General features: G+C 68.0%; 20 protein-coding genes. 8 read left to right on the top strand and 12 right to left on the bottom strand.

The window, feature by feature from the left end; all coding sequences use genetic code 11:
- Positions 1-14: 14 nt before the first annotated feature.
- Genes ABOZ73_RS09785 through rimP form a run of 3 tightly spaced genes read right to left on the bottom strand, consistent with a single transcriptional unit; the run spans position 15 to position 2,948 of the window.
- The gene (locus ABOZ73_RS09785; protein WP_369057974.1) at positions 15-668 is read right to left on the bottom strand and encodes an RNA-binding protein; all 654 of its coding nucleotides are present in this window, start codon (positions 666-668) and stop codon (positions 15-17) included.
- 46 nt (positions 669-714) lie between these two features.
- Positions 715-2,397, bottom strand: coding sequence for a transcription termination factor NusA (gene nusA, locus ABOZ73_RS09790; protein ID WP_369057975.1), 1,683 nt, complete (start codon positions 2,395-2,397; stop codon positions 715-717).
- 2 nt (positions 2,398-2,399) lie between these two features.
- A complete protein-coding gene (gene rimP, locus ABOZ73_RS09795) occupies positions 2,400-2,948 on the bottom strand; it encodes a ribosome maturation factor RimP (RefSeq protein ID WP_369057976.1) in 549 nt (182 codons plus the stop codon).
- Between the two features lie 183 nt (positions 2,949-3,131).
- Here rimP and ABOZ73_RS09800 point away from each other — a divergent pair, with 183 nt between their 5' ends.
- Entirely contained in the window at positions 3,132-3,899 is a 768-nt protein-coding gene (locus tag ABOZ73_RS09800) for a sulfite exporter TauE/SafE family protein (protein WP_369057977.1), read from the top strand.
- On the opposite strand, the gene ABOZ73_RS09805 is transcribed toward ABOZ73_RS09800, so the two are convergent.
- Both ABOZ73_RS09805 and ABOZ73_RS09810 read right to left on the bottom strand, forming a co-directional pair.
- Entirely contained in the window at positions 3,896-4,720 is an 825-nt protein-coding gene (locus ABOZ73_RS09805; RefSeq protein WP_369057978.1) for a helix-turn-helix domain-containing protein, read from the bottom strand. The genes ABOZ73_RS09800 and ABOZ73_RS09805 overlap by 4 nt on opposite strands.
- 169 nt (positions 4,721-4,889) lie before the next feature.
- Positions 4,890-5,876, bottom strand: coding sequence for a 2-hydroxyacid dehydrogenase (locus tag ABOZ73_RS09810; RefSeq protein ID WP_369057979.1), 987 nt, complete (start codon positions 5,874-5,876; stop codon positions 4,890-4,892).
- A 117-nt stretch (positions 5,877-5,993) separates the two neighbouring features.
- On the opposite strand from ABOZ73_RS09810, the gene ABOZ73_RS09815 reads away from it, so the two are divergent.
- The 4 genes from ABOZ73_RS09815 (at position 5,994) to ABOZ73_RS09830 (ending at position 9,279) form a co-directional block, all read left to right on the top strand.
- A complete protein-coding gene (locus ABOZ73_RS09815) occupies positions 5,994-6,515 on the top strand; it encodes an SH3 domain-containing protein (protein ID WP_369057980.1) in 522 nt (173 codons plus the stop codon).
- 69 nt (positions 6,516-6,584) lie between these two features.
- On the top strand, positions 6,585-7,121 hold the full coding sequence (gene fabA / locus ABOZ73_RS09820; protein ID WP_369057981.1) for a 3-hydroxyacyl-[acyl-carrier-protein] dehydratase FabA: 537 nt from the start codon (positions 6,585-6,587) through the stop codon (positions 7,119-7,121).
- 52 nt (positions 7,122-7,173) lie between these two features.
- The gene (fabB, locus tag ABOZ73_RS09825; RefSeq protein WP_369057982.1) at positions 7,174-8,391 is read left to right on the top strand and encodes a beta-ketoacyl-ACP synthase I; all 1,218 of its coding nucleotides are present in this window, start codon (positions 7,174-7,176) and stop codon (positions 8,389-8,391) included.
- Positions 8,392-8,463: 72 nt separating this feature from the next.
- Entirely contained in the window at positions 8,464-9,279 is an 816-nt protein-coding gene (locus ABOZ73_RS09830) for an enoyl-ACP reductase (protein WP_369057983.1), read from the top strand.
- On the opposite strand, the gene ABOZ73_RS09835 is transcribed toward ABOZ73_RS09830, so the two are convergent.
- Genes ABOZ73_RS09835 through ABOZ73_RS09845 form a run of 3 tightly spaced genes read right to left on the bottom strand, consistent with a single transcriptional unit; the run spans position 9,276 to position 12,589 of the window.
- Entirely contained in the window at positions 9,276-9,884 is a 609-nt protein-coding gene (locus ABOZ73_RS09835; RefSeq protein ID WP_369057984.1) for a TetR/AcrR family transcriptional regulator, read from the bottom strand. The genes ABOZ73_RS09830 and ABOZ73_RS09835 overlap by 4 nt on opposite strands.
- Positions 9,884-11,476 (bottom strand): DHA2 family efflux MFS transporter permease subunit, encoded by a 1,593-nt coding sequence (locus tag ABOZ73_RS09840; protein WP_369057985.1) that lies wholly within the window; start codon positions 11,474-11,476, stop codon positions 9,884-9,886. The genes ABOZ73_RS09835 and ABOZ73_RS09840 overlap by 1 nt, the downstream gene beginning before the upstream one ends.
- Positions 11,477-11,500: 24 nt before the next feature.
- Positions 11,501-12,589, bottom strand: a complete 1,089-nt coding sequence (locus tag ABOZ73_RS09845; protein ID WP_369057986.1) for an HlyD family secretion protein — start codon at positions 12,587-12,589, stop codon at positions 11,501-11,503.
- A 174-nt stretch (positions 12,590-12,763) separates the two neighbouring features.
- Between ABOZ73_RS09845 and ABOZ73_RS09850 the strand changes: the two genes are divergently transcribed.
- Complete coding sequence (locus ABOZ73_RS09850) at positions 12,764-14,041, top strand: hypothetical protein (RefSeq protein ID WP_369057987.1); 1,278 nt, start codon at positions 12,764-12,766, stop codon at positions 14,039-14,041.
- On the opposite strand, the gene dut is transcribed toward ABOZ73_RS09850, so the two are convergent.
- The 4 genes from dut to ABOZ73_RS09870 form a co-directional block, all read right to left on the bottom strand.
- Positions 14,038-14,493 (bottom strand): dUTP diphosphatase, encoded by a 456-nt coding sequence (dut, locus tag ABOZ73_RS09855; protein WP_369057988.1) that lies wholly within the window; start codon positions 14,491-14,493, stop codon positions 14,038-14,040. The two genes, ABOZ73_RS09850 and dut, sit on opposite strands and share 4 nt — an antisense overlap.
- Positions 14,490-15,680: a bifunctional phosphopantothenoylcysteine decarboxylase/phosphopantothenate--cysteine ligase CoaBC gene (coaBC, locus tag ABOZ73_RS09860; RefSeq protein ID WP_369057989.1), complete on the bottom strand. Its 1,191-nt coding sequence runs from the start codon at positions 15,678-15,680 to the stop codon at positions 14,490-14,492. The genes dut and coaBC overlap by 4 nt, the downstream gene beginning before the upstream one ends.
- 606 nt (positions 15,681-16,286) lie before the next feature.
- Positions 16,287-17,828, bottom strand: coding sequence for a 2-polyprenylphenol 6-hydroxylase (ubiB, locus tag ABOZ73_RS09865; protein WP_369057990.1), 1,542 nt, complete (start codon positions 17,826-17,828; stop codon positions 16,287-16,289).
- A 4-nt stretch (positions 17,829-17,832) separates the two neighbouring features.
- Positions 17,833-18,591 carry a class I SAM-dependent methyltransferase gene (locus ABOZ73_RS09870; protein ID WP_369057991.1) on the bottom strand — a complete coding sequence of 253 codons (759 nt, stop codon included), beginning with the start codon at positions 18,589-18,591 and terminating at the stop codon, positions 17,833-17,835.
- 55 nt (positions 18,592-18,646) lie between these two features.
- Between ABOZ73_RS09870 and mutM the strand changes: the two genes are divergently transcribed.
- On the top strand, positions 18,647-19,510 hold the full coding sequence (mutM, locus tag ABOZ73_RS09875) for a bifunctional DNA-formamidopyrimidine glycosylase/DNA-(apurinic or apyrimidinic site) lyase (RefSeq protein ID WP_369057992.1): 864 nt from the start codon (positions 18,647-18,649) through the stop codon (positions 19,508-19,510).
- A gap of 3 nt (positions 19,511-19,513) precedes the next feature.
- Positions 19,514-20,383: a TraB/GumN family protein gene (locus tag ABOZ73_RS09880; protein WP_369057993.1), complete on the top strand. Its 870-nt coding sequence runs from the start codon at positions 19,514-19,516 to the stop codon at positions 20,381-20,383.
- Positions 20,384-20,387: the final 4 nt, after the last annotated feature.

Genomic DNA, 20,387 nt, shown 5'->3' on the forward strand with positions numbered 1-20,387 from the left:
GGGCGATTGCTCGCCTAGCCCTTATCCAACGGCTCCTCGCGCCAACTCGCCGTCCACTCAGGAGGAAGGAGCGGGCGGAAGCCTGATAACCGCAGAACTTCAGAAGTCCAACGGTCAGAACCTCGCCCCGCAAGGAAGGCGGTATGTATCACATTCTCCCCGCCCAAGGCCAAACCCAATTCCTCCGACGTGAAAACGCCGAAAATTCTGGGTTCTAGCGAGGCCTTTCGGGCCTGGCCGAGCATCTTGCGCCGGCCGTCGGGGGCTCCGTCGGAGGCCTCGATCAACCAGGCCGCCCTTCCGGCGGCGAGGACGGCCGAGACCTTCTCGAAGCCAAAGGTAAGATCGCCGGCCCGACGCGCAAGACCCAGCCCATCCAGAACGCGCTGCGTCAAAAGGCGCTCCACCTGGTCGGCCAGATCGGCCGGGGCGGACAGCTTGGCCTTGGCCGAGCGGGAAAACAGACCCTTCTTGCCCGCGGTCTCCACCGACGCGCGGTCGGCGGCGACCCACAGCCCCCGGCCCGGCAGCTTGCGCGCCAGGTCGGGAACGACCGAGCCGTCCGGAGCCGCCACGAAGCGGATCAGGCGGGCCTCGTCCATCACCTCGCCGGTGACGATGTCGCGGCGCTCGCGATGCGCCTCGGCGTGGGTCTTGGGTGCGGTCATGAAGAGAGCCGCCCACTCCTGTGCGGAGCGGGCGGCTGAGACTCCTTTAGGCGTCGCGGGACTCGCCCTGGGCTTCCGACAGCGCCAGGCGCTCGTCTTCACTCACGGCGTGATCCGGATCGAGGTCGGCGTCGTCGAGGCTGGCCTCTTCATAGGCCGGCTCTTCCGGGGCCTCGACCCAGCCCATGATGATGCGGGCGCGCATGATCAGGGCTTCGGCGTCGTCCGGCGACAGGTTGAAGCTTTCGAGAATGCCCGGCTCGCGCACGCGCTCGCCGTTCTTGTTCTCGAACCAGCCGCGCATGTCGTCCGGCACCAGACCGGCGAGATCCTCGACGGTCTTCACGTCGCCCTTGCCCAGGGCCACGGCCATCGGCAGGGTCACGCCCTCGATCTCGAGTACGGCGTCGTCGACACCCAACTCGCGACGCTTGGCGTCGTATTCGGCCGCTTCCTTCTCCAGATACTCGCGGGCGCGGGTCTGCAGTTCCTCGGCGGTGTCTTCGTCGAAGCCTTCGATGGCCGCGATCTCATGCGGCTCCACATAGGCCACGTCTTCCACCGAGGCGAAGCCTTCGGTGACCAGCAGCTGGGCGATGACCTCGTCCACGTCCAGGGCTTCCTGGAACAGGGCGGTGCGCTCGGCGAACTCGCGCTGACGGCGCTCGCTCTCCTGGCTTTCGGTCATGATGTCGATCTGCCAGCCAGTCAGCTGCGAGGCGAGACGGACGTTCTGGCCGCGGCGGCCGATGGCCAGCGACAGCTGTTCGTCCGGCACGACCACTTCGACGCGCTCGTCTTCCTCGTCCATCACCACCTTGGTGACTTCGGCGGGAGCCAGGCCGTTGACGATGAAGGTCGCCTCGTCCTCGGACCACTGGATGATGTCAATCTTCTCGCCCTGCAGTTCGGCCACCACCGCCTGCACGCGCGAGCCGCGCATGCCGACACAGGCGCCGACCGGGTCGATCGAGCTGTCGTTGGAGATGACGGCCATCTTGGCGCGCGACCCCGGGTCGCGGGCGACGGCGCGGATCTCGATGACGCCGTCGTACACTTCCGGCACTTCCTGCGCGAACAGCTTGGCCATGAAGCCCCCGTGGGCGCGGCTCAGCATGATCTGCGGGCCCTTGGTCTCGCGACGGACGTCGTAGATGTAGGCGCGGATGCGGTCGTTGAGCTGGAAGTTCTCGCGCGGGATCGACTGGTCGCGGCGCATGATGCCTTCGCCGCGGCCCAGGTCGACGACGACGTTGCCGTACTCGACGCGCTTGACCACGCCGTTGACGATCTCGCCCACGCGGTCCTTGTACTCTTCGTACTGACGCTCGCGCTCGGCTTCGCGGACCTTATGGGTCACCACCTGGCGAGCCATCTGGGTCTGGACGCGGCCAAACTCGAACGGCGGCAGGATTTCTTCGGTCACCTGGCCGATAAAGGCTTCCTTGTCGGCGCGCTTGGCGTCGCTGATCGTGACCTTGCCGACTTCGCCTTCCATCTCGAAGTCGTCCGCGACCACGGTGATGACGCGCTTCAGCGTCATCTCGCCGGTCTTCGGGTCGATCTTCACGCGGATGTCGTGCTCGGCGCCGTAGCGCGAGCGGGCGGCCTTCTGGATCGCGTCCTCGATCGCCTCGATGACGATCTCCTTCTCGATCGACTTCTCGCGCGCGACGGCGTCGGCGATCTGCAGGAGTTCAAGGCGGTTGGCGGAAATGCCGGTGGCCATGCTTAGTCCTCTTCACTCTCGGACGATTGTTCGGATTGGATGCGGGCGGCCCGTTGGTCGGCCCCGCGTTTCATGAGCTGGTCGTTGAACACCAGCTTGGCCTCGACCACCCAGGCGAAGGGAACCAGGGCGGTCTCCTCCTCGCCTTCGAGGTCGATGCAGATGTTTTCGTCTTCGACCCCGGCCAGGATGCCCTTGAACCGCTTGCGGCCGTCGGCCAGGCGATCCAGCTCCAGGCGGGCCTCCAGGCCTTCATAGGTCTCGAAGTCCTTCAGGCGGGTCAGCGGACGATCGATGCCGGGGCTCGAGACCTCCAGCACATATTCGCCGCTGATCGGGTCCTGCACGTCCAGCAGCTCGGACACGGCGCGCGACAGGCGGGCGCAGTCCTCGACGTTCATGTCGCCATCGGGCCGCTCGGCCATGATCTGCAGGCGGCGTTGCTCTCCGCCCGCCATCAGGCGAAGGCGGACGATCTCGTAGCCGACCGCCTCTGCGATCGGATCGAGCAGCTCGATGAGCTGGCGGTCTTCAGCGGTTTTCCCGCGCAAAGCTTGACCTCTTTCAGCCAACAAAAAAGCGGCGGGCTTTCGCCGCCGCTCGAAAGCGCTATCCAGCGCTATCGGACGATGTTGCGGTGAATATAGCGCTGGATATCGACGAGCGCAAATCCCACGTCCGGCGGTGATTTGCGCCTTGCGCGCCCGTGGGCGGCGGGACCACAAGACGGCGCGATGCTGAACGATCCCATCTTCTACGCCGTGGCCGTGCCGGCCGTGATCATTCTTGGCCTGGCCAAGGGCGGTTTCGCAGGCGTCGGGGTGGTGGCCGTGCCGCTGATGACCCTGATAATGCCGCCGGTCCAGGCGGCGTCTATCATCCTGCCGATCCTGCTGGTGCAGGACGTGGTCGGGGTATGGGCTTTTCGAAAGACGGTCGCGTTCGGACTGCTGAAGCTGCTGCTGCCCAGCGCGGCGGTCGGCATCTTCCTCGGCTTCGCCCTGGCGGCCTTCGTGTCGTCGGCGGCGGTGGAGCTGGCCGTGGGCGCGGTGTCGATCGTCTTCGCCCTGCAGCGGCTGTGGGCCGAGCGGGCGGTGAAGGCGGCGGCGGAAGTCCAGGGCAAGTCTTCGTCGCCGATCCTGGGCGCGATCTGCGGCGCGGCCTCGGGCTTCACAAGCCAGATCGCCCACGCCGGCGGTCCGCCCTTCCAGATGTACGTCCTGCCCAAGCGCCTGCCCCGCGACCTGTTCATCGGCACCAGCGCGGTGTTCTTCGCCGTGGTGAACTGGATGAAGGTCCCGGCCTATTTCGCCCTGGGCCAGATCAACCGCGACAGCCTGGCGGCGGCCGGGGTGCTGCTGCCCTTCGCTGTGGCTTCGACCTGGGCGGGGGTGGTGCTGGTGCGCAAGGTGCCGGCCGAGGGCTTCTACCGCTTCATCTACATCCTGCTGGTCGTCGTCGGCGCCAAGCTGGTCTGGGACGGCGTCGCCGGCCTGCTCTAGCCGGCGAGAGCGCGGCAGAACGCTTCTGTCGCCTCATCCGCCGGGAACATGCACTCGATGCGCAGGCCCTCTATGGTCACGTCCTGCGACGTGCCGAAGGTGGTCAGGGTCGAGAAAAAACGCAGCTCCAGCTCATCCTTGCGGAACACCGTGGTGATCACCGGCAGCGGGGTCGCCCCCAGTTCGCGCCGCCGCCAATCCTGGGGCACGTCCGGATAGGCCAGAACCTCGGCCAGAAGCGCCCGGGTCCGCAGGTCGGACGGCGCGGCGGCGGCCTCGTGATGCAGATGGCGGATCAGGTCGCCCGCCACCTCCTCCCAGTTGGCCAGCAGGGGGCGCATGTCGGCGGGGTCGAAGACCTGACGCAGGATGTTGCCGTGGGTCGGCCCGCCCGGCTTCAGCGCCCCGAACACTCGCTCCATGGCCGGATTGACCATCAGCACGTCCCAATGACGGTCGATGACGAAGGCCGGAAACGGCTCCTGCTGACGGATGATGAACTCCACCGCCCGGCGCAGCAGCGCCATCTCTGGCGCGGAAAGGTCGGTCTGCCGATATTTCGGCGCGTAGCCGGCGGCGACCAGCAGGGTGTTGCGTTCGCGTAGGGGCATCTCCAAAGCGTCGGCGAGCTGATCCACCAGATCGCGGCCGGGCTGCGACTTGCCGGTCTCCACCCAGCTGAGATGGCGCGAAGAGACTTTCGCCTCCAAGGCCAGGTCGAGCTGGCTCATCCGGCGGGCGGCGCGCCATTCGCGCAGCAAGTCCCCGACACGGCTGGCGGCGGGTGACGGCGCGGGTGTTCGGGCGGCGTTGGATCGCATGCTCCAAGAATACAGGCCGCGCGGCCCCAGACCATGACCTGGGACGTCATTGAGACGAAGACCCGCCGCCCCTAGCCCTGGAAGGGTCGCAACCCCCTCAAGGCCCGAGGAATATTCCGAGGTCATCGCCGAGGCGGCCCTGAAGCTCTGGACCTAGAGCGCTCTGGGCCTAGAGCATCGAGGGAATGACGCGGTCCGGCGGACGGTGGCCGTCCATGAAGGTCTTGATGTTGACGATGACCTTCTCGCCCATGTCGATCCGCCCCTCGACCGTGGCCGAGCCCATGTGGGGCAGCAGCACGACATTGGGCAGCTTCAGCAGCTTGGGATTGATCGCGGGCTCGTGCTCATAGACGTCCAGGCCGGCGCCGGCGATCTCGCCGCGCGCCAGCATGTTGGCCAGGGCGCCCTCGTCGATCACCTCGCCGCGGGCGGTGTTGACCACGATGGCGTCGGTCCGCAGCAGCTTCAGCCGGCGGGCCGACAGCAGGTGATAGGTCGCCGGCGTGTGCGGGCAGTTGACCGAGATGACGTCCATGCGGGCGAGCATCTGGTCCAGGCTCTCCCAGTAGGTCGCGCCCAGCTCGTCGGCGATGCGGGGGCTGACCGGCTTGCGGTTGTGGTAGTGGACCTGCATGCCGAAGGCCTTGGCCCGGCGGCCCAGGGCCTGGCCGATGCGGCCCATGCCGATGATGCCCAGACGCTTGCCCCAGATCCGGCGGCCCAGCATCCAGGTCGGCGACCAGCCGGAGAAATCGCCGCTCTGGACGACATTGGCGCCCTCCACCACCCGGCGGGCGGCGGCCATGATCAGGCTCATGGTCAGGTCGGCAGTATCCTCGGTCAGAACGCCGGGGGTGTTGGTGACGGTGACGCCGCGGGCGTTGGCGGCCTCGACGTCCACATTGTCCACCCCAGCCCCGAAATTGGCGATCAGCTTCAGCTGCTCGCCGGCCTGGGACAGCAGACGGGAGTCGATCCGGTCGGTGATCGTGGGCACCAGCACATCGGCGCGGTTCATGGCGTCGATCAGCTGATCGGCGGACATCGGGGCGTCGTCGAGATTGAGCTCGGTGTCGAACAGCTCCCGCATCCGGGTCTCGACCGGATCGGGGAGTTTTCGCGTAACGACGACTTTGGGCTTGCGGGCGGCCATCGGCGGTCTGAAAGAAGCTCTCTGCGCAGGGAGTGTTCGGCCGTTCGGCCTTTTTGTATTCCTGACCAGTATCAGACGGTTCGCGGGGGGCAAAGCAAGGTGGCGTTAGGAAAAGGCATGACCCAGCGGAAGGCGGCGGCAGCCGTGCTGTCGCTGTTCGCGCCCCTGCTGCTCAGCGCCTGCGAGAAGGAGGCCGAGGTCGCCAAGGGCCGCATCGGCCCTTCGGGCCTGCCCGTTCCGCGCTATGTTGCGCTGAAGTTCGACGAGGTGAACGCCCGCGCCGGTCCCGGCGAGGATCACAAGGTCCTGTGGGTCTATCGCACCACGGGCCTGCCGGTGCAGGTGGTGGCCGAAACCCGCGACTGGAGGCGGGTGTGCGATCCCGAAGGCGGCCTCGCCTGGATCAAGGGACGGGTCACCGATGGCCGTCGCACGGTGATGCGGGTCGCCGACAAGCCCCTGGCCATGCGCGCCCAGCCCAAGCTCGAGGCCAAGACCGACGCCTATCTGAGCGGCCAGGCCATCGCCGCCCTGGATCGCTGCGAGGGCGGCTGGTGTCGCGTGAAAGCCGGCGGACGCAAGGGTTGGGTCCCCGAAAACGAGCTTTGGGGAACCGACCCGAAAACCCAATGCCGTTGAGGCGCGTTGGTCCGACGTGCTAGGGCGGAACGCTTCGGCGACATGGTTCGCCCCAAAAGAGATGGTTTGATGACGGCTGAGACCACCCACGTCCGCAAGAGCGCCTACGGTTTCGAGGAGCTGCTGGCCTGCGGCCGCGGCGAGATGTTCGGCCCGGGCAACGCCCAGCTGCCGGTCCCGCCGATGCTGATGTTCAACCGCATCGTGAAGATCGAGGCCGAGGGCGGCGCCTACGGCAAGGGCTATGTCGAGGCTGAATTCGACATCGACCCGTCGCTCTGGTTCTTCGACTGCCACTTCATCGGCGACCCGGTGATGCCCGGCTGCCTGGGCCTGGACGCCATGTGGCAGCTGGTCGGCTTCTTTCTGGGCTGGTCCGGCGCGCCGGGCCGCGGCCGCGCCCTGGGCGTGGGCGAGGTCAAGTTCACCGGCCAGGTGACCCCCGACATCAAGAAGGTCGTCTACAAGATCGATCTGAAGCGCGTCATCATGCGCAAGCTCGTCATGGGCATCGGCGACGGCGTCATGGAAGCGGATGGCAAGCCCATCTATGAGACCAAGGACCTGAAGGTCGGCCTGTTCACCGCCGAACAGATGGCCGGCTGATCAATCAACCGGCCGCAGAGCCGGGAACGCGGGTGGGAGAAAGAGGATAGATATGCGTCGCGTCGTGGTCACCGGTATCGGCATCGTCTCGTCGATCGGCAACAACGCCAATGAAGTGCTCGCTTCCCTGCGGGAGGCCAAGTCCGGCGTGCGCGCCGCCCCGACCTATGCGGAGCTCGGCTTCCGCAGCCAGGTCGAGGCCGCGCCGCAGATCGACTGGGAATCCATGGTTGACCGCCGCGCCGCCCGTTTCCTGGCGCAGGGCACCGCGTTCGCCCACATCGCCATGGAGCAGGCCATCGCCGACTCCGGCCTCGAGGAGACGCAAGTCTCCAACGAGCGCACCGGCCTGATCGTCGGCGCGGGCGGTCCGTCCACCCAGGCCATCATCCAGGCGGCCGAGACCACCAAGGAAAAGGGTCCCAAGCGCATCGGCCCGTTCGCCGTCCCTAAGGCCATGAGCTCTGGCCCGTCGGCCACGCTGGCCACCTGGTTCAAGATCCGCGGCCTGAACTTCTCGATCAGCTCGGCCTGCGCCACCTCCACCCACTGCATCGGCTCGGGCTACGAGCAGATCGCCCTGGGCAAGCAGGACGTGGTGTTCGCCGGCGGTACCGAGGAGATCGACTGGAGCCTGTCGAACCTGTTCGACGCCATGGGCGCCATGTCCAGCCGCTTCAACGACACCCCTTCGGTGGCAAGCCGCGCCTATGACAAGGATCGCGACGGCTTCGTGATCGCCGGCGGCGCCGGCATCGTGGTGCTGGAAGAGCTTGAGCACGCCAAGGCGCGCGGCGCGAAGATCTACGGTGAAGTGGTCGGCTACGCCGCCAATTCCGACGGGTTCGACATGGTCGCCCCGTCCGGCGAAGGCGCGGTGCGCTGCATGAACCTGGCCTGGAAAGAGGCCGGCGGCCGCAAGATCGACTACCTGAACCCGCACGGCACCTCGACGCCGGTGGGCAACTCCAAGGAGATGGGCGCGGTTCGCGAGGTGTTCGGGGCCAATGCTCCGCTGATCTCCTCGACCAAATCCCTGACGGGTCACAGCCTGGGCGCCGCCGGCGCGCAGGAGGCGATCTATTCGATCTTGATGATGCAGAACGGCTTCGCCGCCGAGAGCGCGCACATCGAAAATCTCGATCCGGAGTTCGCCGACCTGCCGATCCTGCGCCAGCGCGCGGACCAGCCGATCGGCACCGTGATGTCCAACAGCTTCGGCTTCGGCGGCACCAACGGCTGCCTGATCATGAGCCGTCTGGACGTCTAGGACTCTTCCCTGACCGGGCGCTTTGCTTCAAAAGCGCCGATCAACGACACCCATTCCAAGGGAGGCCGAGCCATGGCCGACGACTACACCTTTCCGACTGGCGAGCTCATGAAGGGCAAAAAAGGCCTGGTCATGGGCGTGGCCAACCACAACTCCATCGCCTGGGGCATCGCCAGCCAGCTGGCCGCCCAGGGCGCGGAGATGGCCTTCACCTACATGGGCGAGGGTCTTGAGCGCCGCGTGCGTCCCCTGGCCGAGAGCATCGGCGTCAAGACGCTGATCCAGGCCGACGTCACCGACGACGCCTCCATGGACGCCGCCTTCGCTGAGATCGAGAAGCTCTTCGGCAAGCTGGACTTCGTGGTCCACTCGGTGGCCTTCGCCAACAAGGACGAGCTGAAGGGCTCGTTCGTGGACAACACCACCCGTGAGGGCTTCCTGACGGCCATGAACATCTCGGCCTTCAGCTTCGTGGACGTCGCCAAGCGCGCCTCGAAGATCATGCCGGACGGCGGTTCGCTGATCACCATGACCTATCTGGGGTCGGAGCGGACCATTCCGAACTATAACACCATGGGCGTCGCCAAGGCCGCTCTGGAAGCATCGACCCGCTACATCGCGCGCGACCTGGGTCCTAAGGGCATCCGCGTCAACGCCATCTCGGCGGGCGCCATGCGCACCCTGTCCCTGGCCGGCATCAGCGGCGGCCGCGGCATGATCGCCCAGGGCCGCGCTTTCAGCGCCCTGAAGGAAGACACCTCGATGGAAGGCGTCGCCGGCTGCGCCCTGTGGCTCATCTCGGACCTCGGCCGTTCGACCACCGGCGAAGTGGTCCACGTCGATGCGGGCTTCCACATGATGGGCATGCCCGACGAGGCCGAAGCCTAACTAGGGGCGTAAGCCCTCACGAAGCGGTCGGCCGCCTCCTGGGCGAGGCGGTCGATCTGCTCGGGCGACATGGGCTGGCTCAAGCCCAGAAGGCCGCGCAGCTGACGCTGGCCAGAGACCATCCCCGCGAAGAACTCGGCCGCCTGCTCGGGCTCGGCCACGGACAGCCGCCTGAGACGCGTCTGCTCCGCCAGGTAGGCCGCCAGCTCCATGCGCGAGCGCAGCGGGCCGGCCTGGAACACCTCCTGCGCCAGGTCCGGCATTTCGCCGGCGCTCTGGATGATCGTCCGCAGGAAGACCGGCGACTTCGAATTGGCCAGGTTTAGCAGGGTGCGGGCGAAGTCGGCCAGCACCTCGCGCGGCGACGCGGCGGCGTCACGGGCGTGCAGCGAGCCGATGATCTGGTCCGACTTCTGGATAACCAGGGCGCGGACCAGCTCGTTCTTGCCGCGATAGCGGTTGTACAGGGTCTGCTTGGAGACCCCCGCACGGCGGGCGATGGCCTCCATCGGCGCCGCCAACCCACGCTCCGCGAAGATCTCGGCGGCGGCGTCGAGGATCGCCTCCGTCTTGGCCTCGTCGATCTGTCCAGCGACCCGGGGCATCAGTGCGCGTCCGACGGCGGCGGGGGCGCGCCCTTCGACGGGGCGGCGAACAGGGCGACCACGGCCGCGAAGAACCCGCACATGGCCAGCATGGCGAAGGCGTCGCCGAAGGCCAGGACCGAAGCCTGCTTGAACATCATGCCGTAGAGCGCCTTGAAGGTGGCGCCTTCCGGATCGGCCACGCCCAGCTGCTGCATGCGGGCGATCAGGCCGGCCATCATGCTCTGGATCTGCGGATCGGAGGCGGCGACCTTGGACGACATGTCGCTGTAGTACAGGGCGCTCTGCTGGGTGATCGTGGTCGACAGCATGGCCAGACCGACCGCGCCGCCGGTGTTGCGGAACAGATTCACCAGGCCCGAGGCGTTCTTCACCATGTGGGGCGGCAGGGTGCTCATGGTCACGGTCTGGGTGGCGATCATGGCGATCATCACCCCGACGCCGCGCAGAGCCTGGACCCAGGTGAACTCCCAGAAGCCCCAGTCGTCCGTGACCGTATGGGCCATCCACATGCCCCAGCCGGCCAGGGAGAAGCCGATGAACATCGGGATGCGCGGGTCCACCGTCCGCACGATGCGGCCGGCGATGGGGCCGGTGAGGAACATCGACAGGCCCGAGACGATCATGGTCGTGCCGATCTCGGCCGACGAGAAGTTGCGGATGCGCGCCAGGTATTGCGGCAGCAGGAAGGTGCCGCCGAACAGGGTCGCGCCCGACACGGCGGTCATCACCACGCCGATCAGGAAGTTGCGGTTGGCGAAGGCCCGCAGCTCGACGATCGGGTTGTAGTAGGTCAGCTGACGCCAGACGAACAGGACGGCGCCGATCACCGCCACGACGGTCAGCCACAGGACATAGGCGTCCTCGAACCAGTTCTCCTTGGCGCCTTCCTCCAGGACGAACTGCATGCTCATCAGGAAGATGGCCATGACGGCCAGGCCGAACCAGTCGAAGCCCTTGGCCAGGCTGGGATCTCCCTTGTCGAAGTCGCCCCAGCGGGCCACGCCGAACAGCACCACAACGCCGATCGGCACGTTGATGAAGAATAGGGCGCGCCAGTTGAACCACTCCGTCAGGTGACCGCCCAGGGTCGGGCCGACCGTGGGAGCCAGGGTGACGATCAGGCCCATGATCACGCTGGCGGTGACGCGGCGCTCGGGCGGGAAAGCGGTGAAGGCCACCGCGAACACCGTCGGGATCATGGCCCCGCCGATGAACCCCTGCAGGGCGCGGGTCAGGATCATCATGTCGATGCTGGTCGACAGGCCGGTCAGGATGCTCATGACCACGAAGCCGAGGCACGAGACCAGATAGACGTTCCGCGTTCCCCACAGGCGCGACAGGTATCCCGATAGCGGGATCATCACGACTTCGGGAATCAGGTAGGCGGTCTGGATCCAGCTGACCTGGTCGGCGCTGGCGCCGACCCCCGCCTGGATCTGCGGCAAGGACGCCGAGACGATCTGGATGTCGAGGATGGCCATGAACTGGCCGATGACCATGGCCCCGAAACCCAGGAACAGCTTGCCCCAGTCGGTCTCCACCGGCGGGGCCGCGGCCGGGCGGCCGGCGGTGATGGCGGCGTCGCTCATGGCGCGCTCCTGACCTTGCGGCGCTTAGCGGCTGGCGGTCTGGACGACGCCGGCTTCGGCGAAGCCCTGGCCGGAGTTGTCGCGGACATCGACCTTCACCTCGACCGACAGGCCGGGTCGCAGGCCGCCGGCGGCGGGACCCTTGCGGTCCACGGCGATGCGGACGGGCAGGCGCTGGGTGATCTTGGTGAAGTTGCCCACGGCGTTCTCCACCGGGATCAGGGCGAACTCCTGGCCGGTGGCGGGGGCGAAGCTTTCGACCCGGCCCTGGATCTTCTGCTTGCCGAAGGCGTCGGCCTTGATCTCGACCGGCTGGCCGATGCGCAGGCGGCCGACCTGGGTCTCCTTGAAGTTGGCGACGATGTAGGTCTGGCTGAGCGGCACCACCGACATCAGGGCCTGGCCCGGCTGGACCAGTTGTCCCGGCCGCAGCGAACGGGCGCCGACCACGCCGGCGACGGGCGCGCGGACCACGGTGCGCTCCAGATCGAGCCTGGCCTGCTGGACGGCCGCCTGGGCGGCGACCACCTGGGCCAGGGTCTGGGCGCGGGTCGAGCCGAGGGAGGCGGCGGTGCGGCGCTCAGCCTCCAGGGCGGCCTGGGCCTGGGCGACGGCGGCTTCGGACTGGGCCGTTCCGGCGCGTTCGGTCTGGACCTTCTGGGTCGAGACCCAGCCCTGCTTGGCCAAGGCGTCATACCGGTCGAGGTCGGCCCGGGCGCGGCTGGCGTCGGCGCGGGCGCTCTCAACCCCGGCGGCGCGCTGGGCGATCAGGGCTTGTTCGAGGATGGTGCGGTCATCGACGTTGCGCACGGCGGCTTCCAGCGCCTGGGCGTTGGCGACGGCCTGATCCAGGCGGGCCTGGAAGGTTGAGGGATCGATGCGGGCCAGGATTTCGCCGGCCTGAACCTTCTGGTTGTCGGCCACCAGCACCTCGGCGACATAGCCGCCGACCTGGGGACTGACCTGCACGGTGTCGGCCTGGACGAAGGCGTTGTCGGTGGCTTCGAAGTGCTGCTTGTCCAGCCACCACAGGCCCCCGCCGATGACCACGGCCAGAGCCGTGACGCCGCCGACGATCATCGGAACCAGCTTCTTCTTGCGAACTTCGGCCATCGGCCAATCCCCTGGGGCGATCTTAACGCTGCATAGACGCAGTCAGGGCGAGCGATTTACGCCTCCCTCCGCTGCAGCGCAATGAAAAATGGACGGAAGGGTCCATTATTCAAGAAGCCTTCGCTACGATTTGTAGAAGCGGCTAGCGTGACGTCTCGATTTTCGGAGACCTCCATGCGCCGCCTGCTGACCGCCCTCGCCCTGTCCTTCAGCGCCGCCCTGCCGGTCGCCGCCGCGCCGCTGGACGACGCGGCCTCGGCCTATGTGAAGCTGGTGCTGGGCGTCGGCGAGCATGAGGACGGCTATGTGGACGCCTATTACGGCCCGGCCGAGGTGCGCGAGGCGGTGAAGGCCGCCAGGCCCGGCCTGCCCGCCCTGGCGGCCGAGGCGGATCGCCTCTCCGCGATGGTGCACGCCGTCGACCCCGCGCCGTTGAGCGCCATCGAACGCAAGCGCCGCGCCTTCCTGGCCGCCCAGATCACGGCGGTGAAGTTCCGCATCGGCATGATCCAGGGCGCCAAGCCCACATTCCAAGACGAGGCGCAGGCCCTGTTCGGGGTGAACCCGCCGCTGAAGCCGCTGTCGGCCTATGATCCTCTGCTGGCTAAGATCGAGGCTGTGGTTCCGGGCGACGGCCCTCTGGCCGACCGGGTCGACGCCTTCAAGATGCGCTACGCCATTCCCAAGGACCGGCTGGAGCCGGTGATGCGCGCCGCCATCGCCGAGTGCCGGGCCCGCACCGCCGCCCACTTCAAGCTGCCGGCGCAGGAGTCCTTCGTCCTGGAGTTCGTCACCAACAAGAGCTGGTCCGGCTACAACTGGTATCAGGGCAAGGCCCACAGCCTGATCCAGGTGAACACCGACCTGCCGATCTTCATCGACCGCGCCGTCGATCTGGGCTGCCACGAGGGCTATCCCGGACACCACACCCACAACGCCCTGCTGGAGGAACGGCTGGTGAAGGGGCGCGGCTGGGTCGAGTTCTCGGTCTATCCGCTGTTCTCGCCGCTATCCCTCATCGCCGAGGGCGAGGGCAACTACGGCATCGACCTGGCCTTCCCCGGCGAGCAGCGCACGGCGTTCGAGGCCAAGACCCTGTACCCGCTGGCCGGTCTCGATCCCAAGACGGCGGCGGCCTATGGCGCCCTGCGCGAGGCCCTGGCCGGGCTGACCGGCGCGCGCCTGACCATCACCGCAGACCTGCTGAACGGCAAGATCGATCGCGAGACGGCGATCGGCCTGATGCAGAAGTACCAGCTGGTCTCCCGCGCCCGGGCCGAGCAGAGCATCCGCTTCTCGGAAGGCTACCGCAGCTATGTGCTGAACTACGTCACCGGTCAGGAGATGGTGAAGGCCAAGGTGGAGCGGGCCGGCAAGGATCCGGCCGCCCGCTGGAAGGCCATGGAGGCCATCCTTTCCGAGCCAACCTTGCCGGCCGACCTGCTGAACTAGCCCCGACCGGTGGAGCCGAAGCCGCCGACGCCGCGCGCCGTCTCGTCCAGGGTCTCGACCTCGCTCCAGGACGCCTTGGCGACCGGGGCGATGACCAGCTGGGCGATACGGTCGCCCCGGCGGATGACGAAGTCCTCGGCGCCGAGATTGGCCAGGATGACCTTCACTTCGCCGCGATAGTCGGCGTCGATGGTGCCAGGCGAGTTCAGGCAGGTGATCCCGGCCTTGGCGGCCAGGCCCGAGCGGGGACGCACCTGGGCCTCGAAACCCACCGGCACCGCGAAGGACAGGCCGGTCGGCACCATGGCGCGGGCGCCCGGCTTCAGCGTGACCGGCTCCTCGTCGGCCACCGCCGCCCGCAGGTCCATGCCGGCCGCGTGCTCCGTCTCATAGGCCGGCAGGGGCAGGCCGTCGGCGTGTGACAGGCGAACGATCGGAATGGTCGGGGTCATGAAAGGGCCTTTGCTATGCGGTCGGCGATCTGGCGGGCGACGGCGTCCTTGGACGCGCGCTCCCACCGTTCGGTATCGGTCTTGGAGATCAGCAGGACGGCGTTTTCCTCGCCGCCCATGACGCCGGGCTGGCTGACGTCGTTGGCGATGATCCAGTCGCAGCCCTTGCGCGCCAGCTTGGCGCGGGCGTGGTCCTCGACGTCGTTGGTCTCGGCGGCGAAGCCGACCACAAGGTCCGGCCGCTGCGGGCCGGAGGCGGCCAGGGTCGCCAGGATGTCGGGGTTTTCGACCAGATGCAGGGCGGGGGGGCCGTCCTTGCCCTTCTTCAGCTTGACGCCGAACGCCTCGTCCGGGCGCCAGTCGGCGACGGCGGCCACGAACACCGCCACGTCGGCCGGCAGGGCGGACTGGCAGGCGGCCAGCATGTCGCGGGCGCTCTCCACATCCACGCGATCAACCCCGGCGGGGGCGGGCAGGCCGGTGGGGCCGGAGACCAGGGTCACCTCGGCGCCCAGCTGGGCCAGGGCCCGAGCGATGGCGTAACCCTGCTTGCCGCTGGAGCGATTGGTCAGCAGGCGGACGGGATCAATGGCCTCGACCGTAGGGCCGGCGGTGACCAGGGCGCGCTTGCCCGCCAGGGGACGGCCGCCCTGCAGCAGGCCCATGATCGCCTCGAAGATCACCGGCGGCTCGGCCAGACGGCCTTCGCCATACTCGCCGCAGGCCATGGCCCCCTCGTCCGGCCCGACGAAGGTCACGCCGTCGGCCTTGAGCTGGGCCAAGTTCCGCTTCGTCGCCGGATGCTCCCACATGCGCACGTTCATGGCCGGGGCCATGAGGATCGGCGTGTCGGTGGCCAGCAGGGTGGTGGACGCCAGGTCGTCGGCCCGCCCCGTGGCGGCCTTGGCCATCAGGTCGGCGGTGGCCGGCGCGACCACGATCAGGTCAGAAGAGCGCGACAGCTCGATATGGCCCATCTCCGCCTCGTCGGTCAGGGAGAAGAGCTCGGAATAGACCTTGTCCTCGGACAGGGCCGACAGAGACAGGGGGGTGACGAACTCGGCCCCCGCCCTGGTCAGGATCGGACGGACCGCGACGCCGGCCTTGCGCAGCAGGCGGGTCAGCTCCAGCGCCTTGTAGGCCGCGATGCCGCCGCCGACGATCAGAAGGACGCGTTTCTCGCTCAAGGCCAAGCCTCCCTGCGGGTTCGCCTGCGTCTTTAGGCGATGCCGCGCTATGGACAAACGGCAAAGTTCGTTCTTACTTCGTTCTACATTGCTCGCGTGAGGTGTAAATGCGGACGAAGCGATGGTTCTAAGTGTGTTCTCACCGGCAAAGACAGCAATTTGCGCGTCATTGCTGTCTATGGCGGCCTGCGACGGCGGCGCGACCGCCACCCCCACGAGCTAAGAAACGACGGCCTCGGCGGCCCCGACCAGTTTTGATCGGACCGACGCCCGTGAGGCTCCCGTGCCGCAGCTGGACGGCAAGCCGATCTGGAGCGCCAGCCGAGGCTACACCGCCGAGGAGAACGTCCAGCGGTCCTTCGAGCGCAACGGCGAGGGTTTCGGCGCCAGGAGCCCGGAGGACTTCGCCCGCCTGGCCCGCGACTTCGTGGAAAGCCCGCCCAACGGGCCCGAGGCCCTGAAGCAGCCAAATGTCGACGTGCTGATCTACGATGCGCAAGACAGCATCTTCGCCGTGTCGAGCAAGGACGGCGCGCCCCGCACCATGGTCAGGCCGCGCGAGGGTGAAGCCTATTGGCCGAGCAGAAGACCAAGGAGACCGAGCGCTCAACCCGCCTGGCCCGCCGCGAGCGCGGACAGGCGGAGTAGCTGGAACATCATCGCCAGAAGGAAGGCGACCCCCGCGGTCGCCGCCCCGACGGCGAACCACACCAGGGGCGGAGCGCCCTTCTGCGTCTCGACCACCACCGCCGTCTGGCCGCCCTCGGCCAGGCGGCGCAGGGAGCGCATGGCCGACAGGGCGTCCTCGACGAAGTCGCGCACCTTGGCGGCGGGCGACAACTCGCGGGTGATCCAGCGGCGCACCACCGGGTCGGCGGCGGCCCACAGGTCGTGCGTGGGATCCAGGCGGCGGGCGACGCCCTCCACCGTGACCATGGTCTTTTGCAGCAGGACCAGTTCGGGGCGCAGGCGCATGTCGAACAGGGCGGTGATCTCGAACAGCTGGGCCAGCAGGCGTCCCATGGACACCTCGTTGGCCGGGCGGCCGAACACCGCCTCGCCCACGGCGCGCAGGGCCTGGGCGAAGGCGTTCACGTCGTGGGTCATCGGCACGTAGCCGGCGTCGAAATGGACTTGGGCGACACGGACATAGTCGCGCTGCAGGAAGCCGTAGAGGATCTCGGCCAGATAGCGACGCTCGGCGGGACCCAGGCGGCCGACGATGCCGAAGTCCACCGCCGTCAGGGTCGAGGGCGCGGCGACGAACAGGTTCCCCTCGTGCAGGTCGGCGTGGAAAACGCCGTGGTCGAGCGCCTGGGACAGGAAGGCGCGGATCAGATTGTCGGCCAGGAGCGAACGGTCCAGGCCCGGCTGCTCCAGCGCGGCGGCCTCGGACAGGGACACGCCCTGGGCCCACTCCAGGGTCAGGGCGCGCTTGCCCACGCCGTCCCAGACCACCGCCGGGGCGCGCATATAGCCGTCGCGGTTCATCACCTCGCCCAGCTCGGCGGCGGCGGCGGCTTCCAGCCGCAGGTCGAGTTCCAGCACCAGGGAGCGGATGACGGTCTCGACGAACAGGACAGGCTCCAGGCGCTTGGACGCCGGAGCGAAGCGTTCGGCCAGATGGGCGGCCATGCGCAGGGCGGCGGACTCATCGGCCACCCGCCGCTCGATCCCCGGGCGCAGGACCTTCACCGCCACCTTGCGGCCGTCCGGCAGGGTCGCCGGGTGGGCCTGTGCGATGGAGGCCGCAGCGATCGGCGGGTCGAAGCTGGTGAAGGCCTGGGTCACCGGACGGCCGAGGGCGCGCTCGACCTCCGCCCGTGCGATCGTCATGGGGAAGGGATCGAGACGATCCTTCAGGCGGCCCAGGTCCTCGGCGAACTCCGTCCCGAACATGTCGGCGCGGGTCGACAGGAACTGGCCGAGCTTGATGGCCACCGGACCCAGCTTTTCCAGGGATCGCGCCAGGCGCTGGCCCGGGCGGCCATACCTGGCGTCCCGGCCGGCGAACAGGCGGATGAACTTCGCCAGCGCCTTGAGCGACGGCGGCAGGATCGGGTCCAGCTCGCGCGGGATCAGGGCGTCGGCGCGGGCCAGCGCCCAGCCGGCGGCCAGCAGCCGGAAGAAAGCGGCGATCTGGCCCATGCCCCTAGAGCTTCCAGCCCTGGTGCAGCGCGGCGACGCCGCCGATGAAGTTGGTGACGGTCACGCGGCCGAAGCCGGCGGTCTCCATCATGCCGGCGAAGGTGCGCTGGTCCGGGAAGCGGCGGATGCTCTCCACCAGGTACTGATAGGCGTCGCGGTCCTTAGCGACCCATTCGCCGACCTGCGGGATCACCTTGAAGGAATAGGCGTCATAGGCCTTCTGCAGCGCCTCGGTGGTCGGGCGCGAGAACTCCAGGCACAGGAAACGGCCGCCCGGCTTCAGCACGCGACGGGCGTCGCGCAGGGCCGCGTCGATGTCGGTGACGTTGCGGATGCCGAAGCTGATCACATAGGCGTCGGCGAAATTCTCCGGCAGGGGCAGACGCTGGGCGTCGCCCACGGTCCAGGTCATCTCGGGCTCGGAGCCCTTTTCACGGCCGGCGGCGATCATCTCGGCGTTGTAGTCGACCACGAACACGCGAGCGTCGGCGCCGCCGCGACGTTCCTGGGCGGCGCGGGCCATCTTGGAGAAGCGGCGGGCCATGTCGCCCGTGCCCCCCGCGCAGTCGACGATCACCTCGCCCGGCTGGGGATTGAGACGCGCGGCGACCGCGTCCTTCCACAGCCGGTGGACGCCCCCGCTCATCAGGTCGTTCATCAGGTCATAGTTCTTGGCGACGCGATCAAAGACGCCGCGGACGAGTTTCGGCTTTTCGGCCGGATCGACGTCCTGATATCCGAAGCTGGCGGAGGTCTTGGTCATGGCCGCAGCTTTAGACCGCCGGGCCGGCCACGTCATCTAGAGAGCAAGGGAATTCATGCCCGAACTGCCCGAAGTGGAGACGGTCCGTCGCGGCCTTGAGCCCGTTCTGGCCGGCGCGCGGCTGAAACGCGTGCAGGCCAACCGGCCGGACCTGCGCTTTCCCCTGCCCGACGGCTTCGTCCAGCGCCTGACCGGCGCGACGATCCGCGGCGTCGATCGGCGGGCCAAGTACCTGCTGATGCCCCTGGACCGCGGCGACACCCTGGTGGCCCACCTGGGCATGACCGGCCGGTTCGAGATCGAGGATCACGGCCGCACCCTGACCCCCGGCGAGTTTGTCGAGACGGTCCATCCGCTACAGAAGCACGCTCACGTGGTCTTCGAGACCGAGGCCGGGGTGAGGATCACCTATTACGACCCCCGCCGCTTCGGCTTCATGGACCTGATCCCGACCGACCAGCTGACCCAGCATGCCTTCTTCAGGGGCATGGGGCCCGAGCCCCTCGGCGCCGATCTCGACGCCGGGGTGTTGGAAAAGGCGTTCAAGGACCGCAAGCAGGGACCCAAGACCCTGCTGCTGGATCAGCGCATCGTGGCGGGCCTGGGCAATATCTATGTGTGCGAGGCCCTGAACCGCTCGCGCATCTCGCCGTTCAAGCCGGCGGGCAAGATCGCCCGCAAGCGGCTGCCCCTGCTGGTGGAGACCATCAAGGACGTCCTGGCCGAGGCCGTGGAGGCCGGCGGATCCACCCTTAAGGACTTCGCGGCGACCGATGGAGCGCTGGGCTACTTCCAGCATCGCTTCAAGGTCTATGACCGGGAGGGCGAGCCGTGCCTTAATAAGGGTTGCGGGGGCGTCATCGACCGGCAGGTGCAGGCGGGACGGTCCACCTTCTATTGTCCCGTGTGCCAGGTCTGACGCTTGATCCGTTCCCTCGTTTCGCTTTCCGCCCTTCTTCTCGCCGCCTGCCTGCCCGTAGGCGCCTCGGCCGAACCGCCCGTCTGGGTCGTCCGCGACGCGGATTCCGAGATCGTCATCTTCGGATCCATGCACATCCTGCCGGCTGGGGTGGACTGGCGGCCGGACGCCCTGGACGCGGCGCTGGCCAAGGCGGACGACCTGTGGTTCGAGCTGCCCATGGACGCGGCCTCCCAGGCCGAGGTCGGGCGCGCCGCCCAGGCCAAGGGCTACCTGTCCGCCGGCCAGACCCTGACCGACCTGATGGGCCCCAAGGACGGCGCCCGGCTGCGCAAGGTCGCCGACGAACTGGGCCTGCCCATGGCGGTGCTGCAGTACCTGCGCCCCTGGCTGGCCGAGGTGTCCCTGGCCAACGCCATGTTCATGAAGAGCAGCGCCAGCCGGCAGGAAGGCGTGGAGGCGGTGGTCGAACGCATCGCCCCGGCGTCGGCGACCCGCCGGGCCTTCGAGACGCCGGAACAGCAAATCTCGATCCTGGCCGACACCCCGCAGGCGGATCAGATCGCCTCCCTGCGCCAGACCCTTGAGGAGCTGGAGCAGGGCCCGGGCGCCTATGACGACCTGGTGAGGGCCTGGGCGGCCGGGGATATCCGCGCCCTGGAGGAAGAGGCGTTGGAGCCGATCCGCAAGACCTCGCCCGTCCTCTATCGCCGCCTGATCATCGAGCGGAACGTCCGCTGGGTGGAGGCGATCAAGGCCCGCATGGCCGGATCGGGCGAGACGGTGATCGTGGTCGGCGCCGGGCATCTGGTCGGCAAGGACGGCCTGCCCGCCCGTCTGCGGGCGCTAGGATTCAAGGTCGAAGGTCCTTAGACCT

Origin of the sequence: Caulobacter sp. 73W (assembly GCF_041021955.1) — a bacterium.
In the GTDB taxonomy this organism is placed as follows: domain Bacteria; phylum Pseudomonadota; class Alphaproteobacteria; order Caulobacterales; family Caulobacteraceae; genus Caulobacter.

Bases quoted from the DNA above. Each gene is read 5' to 3' on its own strand.
- ABOZ73_RS09870 (WP_369057991.1), bottom strand. From the start codon at position 18,591: ATGACCAAGACCTCCGCCAGCTTCGGATATCAGGACGTCGATCCGGCC.
- ABOZ73_RS09850 (WP_369057987.1), top strand. From the start codon at position 12,764: ATGCGCCGCCTGCTGACCGCCCTCGCCCTGTCCTTCAGCGCCGCCCTG.
- ABOZ73_RS09805 (WP_369057978.1), bottom strand. From the start codon at position 4,720: ATGCGATCCAACGCCGCCCGAACACCCGCGCCGTCACCCGCCGCCAGC.
- ABOZ73_RS09840 (WP_369057985.1), bottom strand. From the start codon at position 11,476: ATGAGCGACGCCGCCATCACCGCCGGCCGCCCGGCCGCGGCCCCGCCG.
- ubiB (WP_369057990.1), bottom strand. From the start codon at position 17,828: ATGGGCCAGATCGCCGCTTTCTTCCGGCTGCTGGCCGCCGGCTGGGCG.
- ABOZ73_RS09815 (WP_369057980.1), top strand. From the start codon at position 5,994: ATGACCCAGCGGAAGGCGGCGGCAGCCGTGCTGTCGCTGTTCGCGCCC.
- ABOZ73_RS09810 (WP_369057979.1), bottom strand. From the start codon at position 5,876: ATGGCCGCCCGCAAGCCCAAAGTCGTCGTTACGCGAAAACTCCCCGAT.
- ABOZ73_RS09835 (WP_369057984.1), bottom strand. From the start codon at position 9,884: ATGCCCCGGGTCGCTGGACAGATCGACGAGGCCAAGACGGAGGCGATC.
- nusA (WP_369057975.1), bottom strand. From the start codon at position 2,397: ATGGCCACCGGCATTTCCGCCAACCGCCTTGAACTCCTGCAGATCGCC.
- ABOZ73_RS09800 (WP_369057977.1), top strand. From the start codon at position 3,132: ATGCTGAACGATCCCATCTTCTACGCCGTGGCCGTGCCGGCCGTGATC.
- mutM (WP_369057992.1), top strand. From the start codon at position 18,647: ATGCCCGAACTGCCCGAAGTGGAGACGGTCCGTCGCGGCCTTGAGCCC.
- ABOZ73_RS09785 (WP_369057974.1), bottom strand. From the start codon at position 668: ATGACCGCACCCAAGACCCACGCCGAGGCGCATCGCGAGCGCCGCGAC.
- ABOZ73_RS09845 (WP_369057986.1), bottom strand. From the start codon at position 12,589: ATGGCCGAAGTTCGCAAGAAGAAGCTGGTTCCGATGATCGTCGGCGGC.
- fabA (WP_369057981.1), top strand. From the start codon at position 6,585: ATGACGGCTGAGACCACCCACGTCCGCAAGAGCGCCTACGGTTTCGAG.
- ABOZ73_RS09830 (WP_369057983.1), top strand. From the start codon at position 8,464: ATGGCCGACGACTACACCTTTCCGACTGGCGAGCTCATGAAGGGCAAA.
- dut (WP_369057988.1), bottom strand. From the start codon at position 14,493: ATGACCCCGACCATTCCGATCGTTCGCCTGTCACACGCCGACGGCCTG.
- fabB (WP_369057982.1), top strand. From the start codon at position 7,174: ATGCGTCGCGTCGTGGTCACCGGTATCGGCATCGTCTCGTCGATCGGC.